Below are 13,416 nucleotides of genomic sequence, written 5' to 3'. Positions count from 1 at the left end.
ATGTATTCTCTTTTATCACACAATACGTTCGGCATTGATGTCTATGCCGAACGGTTTCAGGAATATGCTTCGGTAGAAGAACTGAAGACATTGATAGCTCAAGGTGCCCTTACGACACCTTTTTTGCATATAGGCGGCGGAAGCAACCTGCTTTTTGTCAAAGACTATGAAGGGCTGGTCTTACATTCCCGCATCGAAGGGATCGAGGTGACGGAAGAGGACGAACGGAGTGTAGCCGTACGGGTAGGAGCAGGCGTGGTCTGGGATGACTTTGTAGGCTATTGCGTAGAGCATGGCTGGTATGGAACGGAAAATCTCTCCCTTATTCCCGGTGAAGTGGGAGCGAGTGCCGTGCAGAATATCGGTGCCTATGGCGTGGAAGTGAAAGACCTGATCACCTCTGTCGAAACAGTGAACATTCACGGTGAGGAGCGTGTTTATGCTGTAGATGAATGTGGCTATGCCTATCGCGACAGCATTTTCAAACGCCCGGAGAATAAATCCGTATTTGTGACCTATGTCTGCTTCCGGCTCAGTAAGGAAGAACGGTATACATTAGATTACGGCACCATCCGTCAGGAGCTCGAAAAATATCCCGAACTGACCTTGCCGATCCTCCGGAAAGTGATTATCGATATCCGTGAAAGCAAATTGCCCGACCCGAAAGTGATGGGAAATGCCGGCAGTTTCTTTATGAATCCCATCGTTCCGCGCGAAAAACTGGAAGCCTTGCAGCAGGAATTTCCCCGAATCCCCTTCTACGAACTGAATGACGGACGAGTGAAGATTCCGGCAGGATGGATGATTGATCAGTGCGGCTGGAAAGGAAAAGCATTAGGTCCGGCGGCAGTGCATGACAAACAGGCCTTGGTGCTCGTCAATCGGGGCGGAGCGAAAGGCAGCGACGTCCTTGCGCTTTCGGATGCAGTGCGGGCTTCTGTTCGTGCGAAATTCGGCATAGACATTCATCCGGAAGTAAATTTGGTTGGAAAATGAAAGTAAGAATACTTGGAAGCGGAACATCGACGGGAGTTCCTCAGATTGGATGTACCTGTCCGGTCTGCACTTCTGCCGATCCGAAAGATAATCGTCTGCGTGCGTCTGCGATCGTTGAGACGGAAGATGCGCGGATACTTATAGACTGCGGGCCCGATTTTCGGGCGCAGGTGTTACACCTTCCTTTTGAGAAGATAGACGGTGTGCTCATTACGCACGAACATTATGACCACGTGGGCGGGCTGGATGATTTGCGTCCGTTTTGCCGCTTCGGGGCGGTTCCTATCTATGCCGAAGAATATGTGGCACGCGCATTGCGTTTGCGGATGCCTTATTGTTTTGTCGATCACCGTTATCCCGGTGTTCCTGATATTCCCTTGCAGGAAATTGAGGTCGGGCACGCCTTTTCCATCCACCATACGGAAGTGGTGCCTTTGCGGGTGATGCATGGTCGGCTGCCGATTTTGGGCTACCGTATCGGCAGGCTGGGGTATATCACGGATATGCTGACCATGCCCGAAGAATCGTATGAACAATTGGAAGGGATAGATGTTCTGATTATGAATGCGCTTCGTATCGCTCCTCATCCTACTCACCAGAATCTGGAGGAGGCATTGAAGGTGGCAGAACGTATTCGGGCAAAGGAGACATACTTCATCCACATGAGTCATGATATGGGGCTGCACAAGAAGGTAGAGAAGGAGCTTCCTGAAAATATTCACCTTACATATGACGGAATGGAAATCATTTTCTGATTATTGGTGATTTTTTTAGCAAAAGTTTTGTTTTCTTTGTAGAAATTATTATTTTTGCCCCTAGCCGATAAACAGCAAATATTATGAAACTTCGTACGATAGTGAAAATAGCGATCACTTCTTCTGTTGTACTTTTGTGCTCAGGTTTTGCGTTGTACTCTTTTTTTAGGTTGTCGGCTGCCGAAGATCAGAAAGATTTTGATCTCTATACCTTGGTTCCGTCCTCTGTTTCAGCAGTGTTTGCGACGGAAGATGTAGCCGAATTTGTAATGGAAGTGGATGAGCTGACCTGTAGTCGGGATCACCAGTATCTTTATGTTTCCAAACTCTTTTCTTATCTGAAACAATATCTTTATTCTCTTCTCGAAGATGCTCCTCACGGTCTGAGCAGGCAAATGAATCAGATGCTGATCAGTTTCCATGAGCCGGACAATGATCGTAATCAGGTGCTTTACTGCCGGTTGGGGAATGGAGACCGTGCGCTGATCGACCGTTTTGTGCAGAAATATGTTTCGTCGGGCTATCCTCCGAAAACATTCGATTATAAGGGTGAAGATATCATTATCTATCCGATGGCGGACGGTGATTTTCTCGCCTGCTATCTGACGGAAGACTTTCTGGTGCTCAGTTGTCAGAAAAAGCTGATAGAGGAGGTGATAGATATCCGCAAAACCGGCAAGTCGCTGGCTGCCGACTCTGCTTTTAAAGAAGTGCGGGCGCCGAAGAAAAGTCCGACTGTTGCTACCGTCTACACTCGTCTGGCAGGAATGATGGGATGGACGGAGTTTGATATGAAGCTGAAGGATGATTTCATTTATTTCTCCGGAGTCAGCCATTATGTAGATACTTGTTTTAACTTTATAAATGTAATCCGCCAGCAGGAATCTGTCAAAGGATTTCCGGGCGAGACACTGCCTTCCACTGCTTTTTATTTCAGTAAACAGGGCATTACGGACTGGGCATCCCTGCTTTCCTATGGCGGTACGCAGGAATATGCGACGGCAGGCAGAACGAGTGAAGTGCTGAATCGGGATCGGGAATTGTCACGTTATCTGGCAGAGAATACGGGGCAGGATTTGGTGGCTTGTCTTTTCCAGCGGGAAGACTCTCTGATGGGGCCTGCGGCTGTTTTAAGTCTCTCGGTGATGGATGTGGCTGAGGCGGAAAGGATGTTGCGCTCTTTGGTAAATACGGCTCCGGCAGAGGAAGGAACAGGCCGGAATTCACGTATAACTTTTTGTTATACTCCCTCTAAAGCATACCCTGTGTACAGGTTGCCTCAAACAACGTTGTTTACGCAACTAACCAGTTTTGTAGAGCCGTCCTTGCATGTTTTCGCTACATTTTATGGCGGACGTTTACTGCTTGCCCCCGATGAAGATAGTTTGTCACGATATATCCGCCAGCTGGATAATGACGAAGTGCTTGACGGCGCTTTGGCTTATCGGGCGGGGACGGACGGATTGTCCGATTCGTATCATTTCATGTTGATGGCGGACTTTGGACACGTACTCGAACAGTCCGGACATCAGGTTCATTATGTGCCGGAATTCTTTCTCCGCAACTCCGAATTTTTCCGTAATTTCATTCTTTTTGCGCAGTTTACTTGTGCGGACGGGGTGGTTTATCCCAACATTGTTTTGAAGTATAAATCCGAATAGAATTCGATGAAAAAAACAGGCGAAAAATAGAGGGGAAAAACAACTCTTAATTTGTGAAACTAAAAGCTCTGAAACGCCTTCTGGCAGGGCGCGAAAACCGAATGGAAACCAGTAGAGTAGAGAAGAGTATATAATTCTATTCTAAAGAAATAGAATTAATAAGAAAAAAAATAGAGAATTTTGCCGCCGCTGATTCACTTTTTATTCCATTCCGTAAGATGCCTTTGAGAGAATTCATGAAGGGGTGTCAAAAGAACTAAAGTGGGGGCTAAAAAATCGATTCCATCTCGAATGGGGGTGACTAAAAAGTCGATTCTATCTCTATTCTCCTCCTTCGGGAAGGAGGAGTGGTCGAAGACCGAGGTGGTAGGAGAAATAATGTTTGTTCCTATTTCTTTGTAAATGACAGGATTATGTATTCACCTACCACCTCCCCCTACGGGTACTCCTCCTTCCTGAAGGAGGAGAGTTTAGTTACTATTGACTTTTGGCATACCTTCATGGGGGCTTTTCCGTCTCGCTGTCCAATCTCCTTCGTCTCGCTGCTCAATTCCTTTCGCCTCGCTGCTCAGTCCTTTTCGCCTCGCTGCTGAATCCGCATTGGCCCCGAGGTGAATTCACTTCAGCTCGGTGTCTGGTTACTGCAGGGGACAGTCATAAAAAAAACTCCCGGCAGAAATAGTTCCATCGGGAGTTTTTTATGCAGATTGTTTTTAATTCTTAGAACGGCAGGTCGTCTTTTGCGTCACCCATCGTGAAATCCGGGGTAGCAGACGGAGCCGGGGGAGGAACGGGGGCACCCGGAGCCATAGGAGCACCTGCGCCTACACGTTCAACTTTCCATGCACGGATACTGTTGAACCAGCGGTCGTTCCACTGACGGGCGTCAACGTCGAATGATACGGTCAGTTCTTCGCCCATCTGAATGTTGAACTGTTCGATTTTGTCGGCGCCAAATACGTCGAAACACATTTTGCGCGGATATTGGTCATGGTTTTCGATTACGAACTCTTGTGATTTCCACTCGTTGCCGCTAGTCTTTGAAACTCCACCTCTCGGAGGGAGGATAGCGATGATTTTTCCTGTAAATTCCATTGCGATAATTTTAAATTCTGCGGCGAAGTTACAATTTTTTAGGAATATCCCTCACACAATGCTTGTTTTTTCTTTCGTTTTCTTGGGCAGCACGAATCTTTTTTCGTAACTTTGTGCGATATATAATTCAAAACTTAAATACTCGAAAATATATGAAATTTATCGTTTCAAGTACTGCTCTTTCCAGCCATTTACAGGCTATCAGTCGTGTAATTAACTCAAAGAATGCGCTGCCTATTCTCGATTGTTTTCTCTTCGAATTGGAAGACGGAACATTGTCTGTGACTGTTTCTGACAGTGAAACGACCATGGTGACAACCGTTGAGGTAAATGAAAGCGATACAAACGGGCGTTTTGCCGTAGTAGCGAAAACATTGCTTGATGCACTGAAAGAAATTCCGGAACAACCGTTGACATTTTACGTCAACACGGACAATTATGAAATCACCGTGCAGTATCAGAACGGAAAATATAGTCTGATGGGACAGAATGCTGACGAATTTCCGCAGTCGGCTGTGCTGGGCGAAAATGCAGTCCGCGTGGAGATGGAAGCAGGTGTACTGCTGGGTGGCATCAACCGTTCGGTATTCGCAACTGCCGACGACGAACTCCGTCCGGTAATGAACGGTATATATTTCGATATTACAACAGAAGACATCACGATGGTGGCATCGGACGGTCATAAGCTGGTACGTTGCAAAACGCTGGCTGCCAAAGGAAACGAACGTGCCGCGTTCATCCTTCCGAAGAAGCCCGCTACATTGCTGAAAAACCTGCTTCCGAAAGAACAGGGAACAGTAACCATCGAATTTGACGAACGCAACGCTGTGTTTATGCTGGAAAGCTACCGCATGGTCTGCCGTCTGATCGAAGGACGCTATCCGAACTACAACTCGGTAATTCCGCAGAACAACCCTCATAAAGTGACTGTAGACCGTCAGCAACTGATCGGAGCTTTGCGCCGCGTGTCTATCTTCTCTTCGCAGGCAAGCAGTTTGATCAAACTGCGTATGCAGGAGAATCAGATTGTGATTTCCGCACAGGACATCGATTTCTCCACTTCTGCCGAAGAAACACAAGTTTGCCAATATTCGGGTGCCGCTATGAGCATCGGATTCAAGTCTACTTTCCTCATCGATATCCTGAACAATATTTCGGCCGATGAAGTGGTAATCGAGCTTGCCGACCCGTCGCGTGCCGGAGTCATTGTGCCGGTAGAACAGGAAGAAAATGAAGACTTGCTGATGCTGCTGATGCCGATGATGCTGAACGATTAATTAATTATTTAATGGATAATTGAGAATGGATAATGGATAATGAGCTGCGCTGTCAGTGGTCAGGAGTTATCCATTTTTTATGTTTCCTATCCATTATCAATTCTCCATTATCCATTATCCATTAAAGAAAGAAATGAAATTAAATTTGAAAAACCCGATTGTGTTCTTCGATCTGGAGACAACGGGAACCAATATCAACACAGACCGGATCGTTGAAATTTGCTATCTGAAAGTATATCCTAACGGGAATGAGGAAACGAAAACAATGCGTATCAATCCCGAAATGCATATTCCTGAAGCTTCTTCTGCCGTACATGGCATTTATGATGCCGATGTAGCGGACTGTCCGACTTTCAAGGAGGTGGCAAAGAATGTGGCCCGTGACATTGAAGGCTGCGATTTGGCAGGATTCAACTCTAATCGCTTCGATATTCCGGTATTGGCAGAGGAATTTCTTCGTGCCGGTGTAGATATCGATATGACGAAGCGCAAGTTTGTCGATGTACAGGTGATTTTCCACAAGATGGAGCAACGTACCCTTTCGGCTGCCTATAAGTTCTATTGCGAAAAGAGTCTGGAAGACGCCCATACGGCCGAGGCCGATACACGTGCCACTTATGAGGTGCTGAAAGCACAGCTCGACCGCTATCCGGATCTTCAGAACGACATCGCCTTCCTGGCAGAATATTCAAGTTTCACTAAGAATGTGGACTTTGCCGGCCGGATGGTGTATGACGACAATGGTGTGGAAGTATTTAATTTCGGAAAATATAAAGGAATGTCTGTAGCCGAGGTACTGAAGAAAGACCCCGGATACTACAGCTGGATTTTAAACAGTGATTTCACGTTGAATACCAAGGCGGTGCTGACTAAAATCCGTCTGCGTGAAATGAGTAATTTGATTACAAAATAATGCTAAAAGGAAAAAAGATAATTCTTGGAATAACCGGTAGCATCGCTGCTTATAAGGCTTGTTACATTATCCGCGGACTGATAAAGCAGGGAGCGGAAGTGCAGGTGGTCATTACTCCGGCGGGAAAAGAATTTATTACTCCCATCACTCTTTCGGCTTTGACCAGTAAGCCGGTCATCAGCGAGTTTTTTGCCCAACGGGACGGTACGTGGAACAGCCATGTGGACTTGGGTCTGTGGGCGGATGCCATGCTGATCGCACCCGCTACCGCCTCCACCATCGGAAAGATGGCGAACGGGATAGCAGACAATATGCTGATAACCACTTATCTTTCGGCCAAAGCTCCGGTATTCATTGCACCGGCTATGGACCTCGATATGTATGCACATCCTTCTACACAGAAGAATCTGGATATATTGCGTTCCTATGGCAACCGCATCATTGAGCCCGCAACGGGTGAACTTGCCAGCCATCTGGTCGGCAAAGGGCGTATGGAAGAACCGGAAAACATTATCCGAGTGCTGGACGAGTTTTTCTCTGCGAGTGCCGAACTTCAGGGAAGGAAAATTATGATAACTGCCGGACCGACTTACGAAAAGATCGATCCGGTCCGTTTTATCGGCAATTATTCTTCCGGTAAGATGGGATTTGCTTTGGCGGAAGAATGTGCCCGTCGTGGGGCAGAGGTGACGTTGATCGCCGGACCGGTGCAACTGAAAACGCAGCATTCGCGTATCCACCGGATAGATGTGGAATCTGCTCAGGAAATGTATGAGGCAGCGCAAACCTGTTTCCCGACTTCCGACGTGGGGGTTCTTTGTGCGGCAGTCGCCGATTTCCGCCCGGAAACGGTGGCCGGCAAAAAGATCAAACGGGAGAAGGAAGAAGAACTGACCTTGCATCTTCAGGCTACGCAGGACATTGCTGCAAGTCTGGGAAAGATCAAAGAAGACAATCAACTGTTAGTGGGGTTTGCCCTCGAAACAAATAACGAACAGCAGAATGCCGAAGGAAAGCTCGAACGTAAAAACTTTGACTTTATCGTCCTCAACTCTCTGAATGATGCGGGAGCCGGCTTCCGTCACGATACAAACAAGATTAGCATTATTGATCGCAAAGGTCGCGAGGATTATCCTCTGAAGCCCAAACAGGAAGTAGCGCAAGACATCATCAACCATCTGATTGCCGTCTTGACTCACTGATCTTTATTTTTTAGGTTTAATTTTTAATTTACAGAAGGTGTTACGTTCACTTTATATTCAGAATTACGCATTGATAGAAAAACTGGATATCGGTTTTGAAACAGGCTTCTCGGTCATCACAGGCGAGACGGGGGCCGGAAAATCGATTATTCTGGGAGCCATCGGTCTGCTGCTCGGACAGCGTGCCGATGTGAAAGCGATTCGTCGTGGAGCTTCTAAATGTATTATCGAAGCACGTTTTGATATCTCGGCTTACGGTATGCGCCCGTTTTTTGAAGAGAACGAACTGGAATACGACGACGAGGAATGTATCCTGCGGCGCGAAGTGCAGGCGTCCGGCAAAAGCCGCGCATTCATTAATGATACGCCTGCTTCGCTGGCACAGGTGAAGGAATTGGGCGAACAACTGATCGATGTACATTCGCAGCATCAGAATCTTTTGCTCAATAAAGAAGGTTTCCAACTGAATGTACTCGATATTCTGGCTCATAACGATGATGCGCTGGAGAAGTATCATTTACTGTATAATGAATGGAAGCTGCTCGACCGTGAATTGTCCGAGCTGACGGCACTTGCCGAGCAAAGCCGGACGGATGAGGACTATCTTCGTTTCCAGCTGGAACAACTGGAGGAAGCTCATCTGGTGGAAGGGGAGCAGAGCGAACTGGAGCAGGAGGCGGAAACTCTGAGTCATGCCGAGGAGATCAAAGCGGGGCTTTATCGTATCGAACAGTCTTTTTTCTCGGACGAAGGCGGACTGCTTTCTTTCCTGAAAGATAATCTGAATACGCTGAATAATCTGAAAAAGGTGTATCAGCCTGCCGGAGAACTGAGCGACCGCATGGAAAGTGCCTACATCGAACTGAAAGATATTTCGCAGGAAGTCTCAGCGCAGGGAGAATCCATCGAGTTTAATCCTACCCGTCTGGACGAAGTGAACGATCGTCTGAATCTGATTTACTCCCTGCAACAGAAGCATCGGGTACAGACACTTGAAGAATTGATGGCCTTGGCAGACCAATATCGCAGTAAGTTGTCCGAGATCACCTCTTATGATGATCGCATAGCCGAACTGACTGCCCGCAAGGAAGCCCAGTATGAACGGGTGAAGAAGCAAGCTGCCGTGCTGACAAAAGCCCGTGCGGCAGCCGCCCGTGAAGTGGAGAAACAACTGGCTGAACGGCTGGTCCCGCTGGGTATGCCCAACGTCCGCTTCCAAGTGGAAATGGGGTTGAAGAAAGAACCGGGCATACAGGGGGAGGATACTGTCAACTTCCTGTTCTCCGCCAACAAGAACGGAACGTTGCAAAGCATATCTTCCGTTGCTTCCGGAGGTGAAATCGCGCGTGTGATGCTTTCTATCAAAGCGATGATCGCCGGTGCGGTGAAACTGCCTACGATTGTATTTGATGAGATCGATACCGGAGTTTCCGGTGAAATAGCCGACCGTATGGCGGATATGATGCAGGAAATGGGTGACTGCAACCGTCAGGTGATCAGTATCACACATCTGCCTCAGATCGCAGCTCGCGGGCGTGCTCATTATAAAGTATATAAGAAGGACAGCGATACGGAAACGAACAGCCATATCCGCCGTCTCACCGATGAAGAACGGGTAGAGGAGATCGCTCACATGCTGAGCGGAGCCACATTGACCGAGGCTGCCCTCAGCAATGCGAAGGCCCTGTTGGCCCGTACTTCATAATCCATAATTCAAAATTTATAATTCAAAATTACAATGACCGATAAAAGTGAAATGATTTTCGGCGTCCGTGCCGTCATAGAGGCCATTCAGGCTGGAAAAGAGATTGATAAGATCCTCGTTAAGAAAGACATTCAAAGTGATCTTTCCAAAGAGCTTTTCGCAGCATTGAAAGGATTGCTGATTCCTGTTCAGCGTGTGCCGGTGGAACGTATCAACCGCATCACACGGAAGAATCATCAGGGTGTGGTTGCCTTCATTTCCTCTGTGACCTATCAGAAGACGGAAGACCTCGTTCCTTTCTTATTCGAGCAAGGCAAGAATCCGTTTTTTGTGATGTTGGATGGCATAACGGATGTGCGTAACTTTGGTGCGATAGCCCGTACCTGCGAATGTGCCGCGGTGGATGCGGTGATTATTCCTGCGCGTGGCAGCGTATCGGTGAATGCCGATGCCATGAAGACTTCCGCAGGTGCGTTGCATACATTGCCTGTCTGCCGTGAACAGAATCTGCGTGCGACTTTGCAGTATCTCAAGGACAGCGGTTTCCGTATCGTTGCCGCTACCGAGAAAGGAGATTATGACTATACGAAAGCCGATTATACGGGACCGATGTGTATCATCATGGGAGCGGAGGACACCGGTGTATCATATGATCATCTGGCTCTCTGTGACGAATGGGTGAAGATACCGATGCTGGGAACTATCGAATCTCTGAATGTTTCCGTAGCTGCCGGTATTTTGATTTATGAAGCTGTGAAACAAAGAAACAACGACTGATATGAAGAAACTTTTAATCTTACCTTTAGCGCTTTTCCTCTTGGTACAGAGCGGTCTGGCGCAAACCCCGAAATGGGTGGAGAAGGCGAAACGTGCTGTTTTCTCAGTAATAACTTATGATAAGAATGACAAGATGCTGAATACCGGAAACGGATTTTTCGTATCCGAAGACGGACTGGCTCTCTCTGACTACAGTCTCTTCAAAGGGGCTGAGCGTGCGGTGATTGTCACAGCCGAAGGCAAGCAAATGCCGGTCAGCCTGATTTTGGGGGCAGATGATATGTACGATGTGATCAAGTTTCGTGTGGCCATCACCGAGAAGAAAGTGCCGTCACTGGTAGTGGCGACTACTGCTCCGGCTGCAGGCGCTGACGCATGGATGCTTCCTTATTCTACGCAGAAGAGCATTGCCTGCGTTTCGGGTAAAGTGAAGGATGTATCGAAGATTGCCGGAGAATACCATTACTATACCTTGAGTATGCAGATGAAAGACAAGATGGTGAGTTGTCCGGTGATGAATGCGGAAGGCCAGGTGTTCGGTATTTCACAGAAGTCCTCCGGTGCGGATACGGTAACGACTTGTTATGCGGCAGGGGCAGCTTTTGCAATGTCGCAGAAGATTAGTGCTCTGTCTTTGGGAGACGTTGCTCTGAAGAATATCGGTATCCGGAAAGGATTGCCCGAAGCGGAGGATCAGGCATTGGTGTATCTGTTTATGGCTTCCACGCAGATGTCGGCTGATGAATATGAGAAATTGCTGGACGATTTCATTCGCCAGTTCCCCAGCAGTACCGATGGATATATCCGTCGTGCCAACTATTACGTAGCAAAAGGTAAGGATGACCAGTCTTATTTTGACAAGGCTGTAGCCGACTTTAATCAAGCCTTGAAGGTGGCGGCTAAAAAGGATGATGTGTATTATAATATCGCCAAGCTGATATACGGTTATCAGCTCTCGAAACCAGAAACGACTTATAAAGACTGGACGTATGATACGGCTTTGAAGAATCTCCGTCAGGCGATGGCTATCGATCCTTTGCCCGTTTATACGCAGTTGGAAGGAGATATACTTTTTGCACAGCAGGACTATGCAGGTGCTTTGGCCGCTTATGAGAAGGTGAATGCCAGCAATCTGGCTTCAGCAGCCTCATTCTTTAGTGCCGCCAAGACGAAAGAATTGCTGAAGGCAGATGCCAAAGAAGTGTTGGCATTGATGGACAGTTGCATTGCTCGTTGTCCGCAGCCTGTCACGGCAAATTTTGCCCCTTATCTGCTGGAACGTGCACAGATGTATATGAATAACGATCAGGCAAGAAATGCAATGCTCGATTATGATGCTTATTATAAGGCTGTGAACGGACAGGTCAATGACCTTTTCTATTATTATCGTGAGCAGGCTGCGTTGAAAGCCCGCCAATATCAGCGTGCATTGGATGATATCGTGAAAGCGATTGAATTGAGTCCCAAAGATCTGACTTATCGGGCAGAACATGCAGTGGTTAATCTGCGTGTAGGACGTTACGAAGAATCCATGAAGATACTGAATGAAATTCTGAAAGACGAGCCGAAATATGGGGAAGCATACCGGTTGTTGGGTCTTTGTCAGATACAGTTGAAGAAGACGGACGAAGCTTGCGGAAACTTCAATAAAGCGAAAGAGCTGGGTGATCCGAATGTGGATGAACTTATAAAGAAATATTGTAAATAAGCGGAGGCGCTCGGAAAGAATTACGTCTTACTTTCTTTTCGGGCTCCTTAGTAGTAAAAATAAACCCCTGCCGGCTTCTACAGTCGGCAGGGGTTCTCGTTTTTGGGGACGTTTGTAAAATACTCTCTCTCTCTAATTTCTCCCCACTTGTCAAGTTCAGGTTTCAGGTCTTAATATGATATATAGGTTTGATTCTTTTTTTCTCCCGTTTATAAGTTAAATGCAGCAGTTTATAGAATACTGCATCCTTTCTTTATTTTTTTTCTCAGAATAGTTATTTTTTTTCTTTTCATGGTAAAATCTTCTGATAGAGGTGGAGTCTTTAATTCTTTTTTAGGGGCTGGGTAATGAAAATATCGAATATTTCATTGTTCGTAAATGGTATAATAAATAGGTGTTGAAAATGAAACAAACAGATATTTCCCTCTAATTATGGTCGTTTAACGAAAATATTATTGTTTTTTATTTGCGTATATTGGTAAATATGGTCATCTTTGCACCGTTATTCGTTTCTGTTTGTTAAAGAATAACGAATAAGTGTGGGGTAAATAGATGATTTTTAGTAAAAAAGACATTCAAGAAGTTCTGCCGGCAGATGTGACTGGCAGGAGCGTAGCGCACCCTAAACGTTGGTTGGTGGCTTTAGTACGTATTTCTCATGAGAAGAAAACGAGTGAGCGACTATCTAAAATGGGTATCGAAAACTTCCTTCCTGTTCAGCAAGAAGTACATCAATGGAGTGATCGTCGAAAGGTAGTCGAGCGTGTTCTTCTTCCGATGATGATATTTGTGCATGTCGATATGTATGAACAGAAAGAAGTTTTGACATTGGGCTCTATCAGCCGATATATGGTATTGCGTGGAGAAAGTACTCCTGCTGTCATTCCGGATGAACAGATGCACCGCTTTAAATTTATGCTAGACTATTCGGACGAGGCGATTAATATGAGTACGACTCCCTTGTCACCAGGAACCAAGATTAAGGTTATCAAAGGGCCATTATCCGGACTTCAGGGAGAATTGGTTACAGTAAATGGAAAATCGAAAGTAGCAGTCCGGCTAACTATGTTGGGATGTGCTTTTGTAGATATACCAGTAGGGTGTGTAGAGCCTCTGGAGAAATAAGGGTTTAAATATAAGTGAAACAAGCATTAAGTGAATAAAAGGGGTATGGTGAGTTTTTTACTACAAGAAAATATTGATGAACTGCAACATCTGGCAGATCATTTACTTCACATCGGTGATAAAAATGGGTATGTATACGCCGATGACCTTTCCGCCTTACAACGATCCATCCACAAACAGATAAACGATTTATATTCACAAC

At 46.4% G+C, this 13,416-nt stretch carries 12 protein-coding genes; 11 read left to right on the top strand and 1 reads right to left on the bottom strand.

What is annotated here, in order from left to right:
* The 3 genes from murB (at nucleotide 1) to DW640_RS11455 (ending at nucleotide 3,412) form a co-directional block, all read left to right on the top strand.
* Nucleotides 1–996 (top strand): UDP-N-acetylmuramate dehydrogenase, encoded by a 996-nt coding sequence (gene murB / locus DW640_RS11465; RefSeq protein WP_008764915.1) that lies wholly within the window; start codon nucleotides 1–3, stop codon nucleotides 994–996.
* Nucleotides 993–1,751 carry an MBL fold metallo-hydrolase gene (locus DW640_RS11460; protein ID WP_011107742.1) on the top strand — a complete coding sequence of 253 codons (759 nt, stop codon included), beginning with the start codon at nucleotides 993–995 and terminating at the stop codon, nucleotides 1,749–1,751. Before murB ends, DW640_RS11460 begins: the two co-directional genes overlap by 4 nt.
* 83 nt (nucleotides 1,752–1,834) lie before the next feature.
* On the top strand, nucleotides 1,835–3,412 hold the full coding sequence (locus DW640_RS11455) for a DUF3352 domain-containing protein (protein WP_011107741.1): 1,578 nt from the start codon (nucleotides 1,835–1,837) through the stop codon (nucleotides 3,410–3,412).
* A 720-nt stretch (nucleotides 3,413–4,132) separates the two neighbouring features.
* On the opposite strand, the gene DW640_RS11450 is transcribed toward DW640_RS11455, so the two are convergent.
* The gene (locus DW640_RS11450; RefSeq protein ID WP_008764919.1) at nucleotides 4,133–4,507 is read right to left on the bottom strand and encodes a DUF3127 domain-containing protein; all 375 of its coding nucleotides are present in this window, start codon (nucleotides 4,505–4,507) and stop codon (nucleotides 4,133–4,135) included.
* 152 nt (nucleotides 4,508–4,659) lie between these two features.
* On the opposite strand from DW640_RS11450, the gene dnaN reads away from it, so the two are divergent.
* The 8 genes from dnaN to DW640_RS11410 all read left to right on the top strand — a co-directional run.
* Entirely contained in the window at nucleotides 4,660–5,784 is a 1,125-nt protein-coding gene (gene dnaN / locus DW640_RS11445; protein ID WP_008762412.1) for a DNA polymerase III subunit beta, read from the top strand.
* A 133-nt stretch (nucleotides 5,785–5,917) separates the two neighbouring features.
* Nucleotides 5,918–6,697: a 3'-5' exonuclease gene (locus DW640_RS11440; protein ID WP_008762413.1), complete on the top strand. Its 780-nt coding sequence runs from the start codon at nucleotides 5,918–5,920 to the stop codon at nucleotides 6,695–6,697.
* On the top strand, nucleotides 6,697–7,899 hold the full coding sequence (coaBC, locus tag DW640_RS11435; RefSeq protein ID WP_117578166.1) for a bifunctional phosphopantothenoylcysteine decarboxylase/phosphopantothenate--cysteine ligase CoaBC: 1,203 nt from the start codon (nucleotides 6,697–6,699) through the stop codon (nucleotides 7,897–7,899). The genes DW640_RS11440 and coaBC overlap by 1 nt, the downstream gene beginning before the upstream one ends.
* Nucleotides 7,900–7,936: 37 nt before the next feature.
* Complete coding sequence (recN, locus tag DW640_RS11430) at nucleotides 7,937–9,604, top strand: DNA repair protein RecN (RefSeq protein ID WP_055220914.1); 1,668 nt, start codon at nucleotides 7,937–7,939, stop codon at nucleotides 9,602–9,604.
* A 33-nt stretch (nucleotides 9,605–9,637) separates the two neighbouring features.
* Nucleotides 9,638–10,381: a 23S rRNA (guanosine(2251)-2'-O)-methyltransferase RlmB gene (gene rlmB / locus DW640_RS11425; protein ID WP_008762416.1), complete on the top strand. Its 744-nt coding sequence runs from the start codon at nucleotides 9,638–9,640 to the stop codon at nucleotides 10,379–10,381.
* A 1-nt stretch (nucleotide 10,382) separates the two neighbouring features.
* Nucleotides 10,383–12,089 carry a serine protease gene (locus DW640_RS11420; protein ID WP_008764922.1) on the top strand — a complete coding sequence of 569 codons (1,707 nt, stop codon included), beginning with the start codon at nucleotides 10,383–10,385 and terminating at the stop codon, nucleotides 12,087–12,089.
* Between the two features lie 552 nt (nucleotides 12,090–12,641).
* Complete coding sequence (locus DW640_RS11415) at nucleotides 12,642–13,214, top strand: UpxY family transcription antiterminator (protein WP_008764923.1); 573 nt, start codon at nucleotides 12,642–12,644, stop codon at nucleotides 13,212–13,214.
* A 45-nt stretch (nucleotides 13,215–13,259) separates the two neighbouring features.
* Nucleotides 13,260–13,416: UpxZ family transcription anti-terminator antagonist (locus tag DW640_RS11410; RefSeq protein WP_304466178.1), on the top strand; the 157-nt coding region annotated here is incomplete at its 3' end.

Origin of the sequence: Bacteroides sp. AM23-12, from assembly GCF_003434395.1 — a bacterium.
Classification (GTDB): domain Bacteria; phylum Bacteroidota; class Bacteroidia; order Bacteroidales; family Bacteroidaceae; genus Bacteroides; species Bacteroides thetaiotaomicron.
Note: the sequence above shows the minus strand (reverse complement) of the source record. Positions and strands in the feature narration are given on the sequence as shown.

What these genes read in the sequence shown, in the direction of transcription:
- dnaN (WP_008762412.1), top strand. Translation starts at nt 4,660, where the DNA reads ATGAAATTTATCGTTTCAAGTACTGCTCTTTCCAGCCATTTACAGGCT.
- DW640_RS11455 (WP_011107741.1), top strand. Translation starts at nt 1,835, where the DNA reads ATGAAACTTCGTACGATAGTGAAAATAGCGATCACTTCTTCTGTTGTA.
- DW640_RS11460 (WP_011107742.1), top strand. Translation starts at nt 993, where the DNA reads ATGAAAGTAAGAATACTTGGAAGCGGAACATCGACGGGAGTTCCTCAG.
- coaBC (WP_117578166.1), top strand. Translation starts at nt 6,697, where the DNA reads ATGCTAAAAGGAAAAAAGATAATTCTTGGAATAACCGGTAGCATCGCT.
- DW640_RS11420 (WP_008764922.1), top strand. Translation starts at nt 10,383, where the DNA reads ATGAAGAAACTTTTAATCTTACCTTTAGCGCTTTTCCTCTTGGTACAG.
- DW640_RS11450 (WP_008764919.1), bottom strand. Translation starts at nt 4,507, where the DNA reads ATGGAATTTACAGGAAAAATCATCGCTATCCTCCCTCCGAGAGGTGGA.
- murB (WP_008764915.1), top strand. Translation starts at nt 1, where the DNA reads ATGTATTCTCTTTTATCACACAATACGTTCGGCATTGATGTCTATGCC.
- DW640_RS11415 (WP_008764923.1), top strand. Translation starts at nt 12,642, where the DNA reads ATGATTTTTAGTAAAAAAGACATTCAAGAAGTTCTGCCGGCAGATGTG.
- rlmB (WP_008762416.1), top strand. Translation starts at nt 9,638, where the DNA reads ATGACCGATAAAAGTGAAATGATTTTCGGCGTCCGTGCCGTCATAGAG.
- DW640_RS11440 (WP_008762413.1), top strand. Translation starts at nt 5,918, where the DNA reads ATGAAATTAAATTTGAAAAACCCGATTGTGTTCTTCGATCTGGAGACA.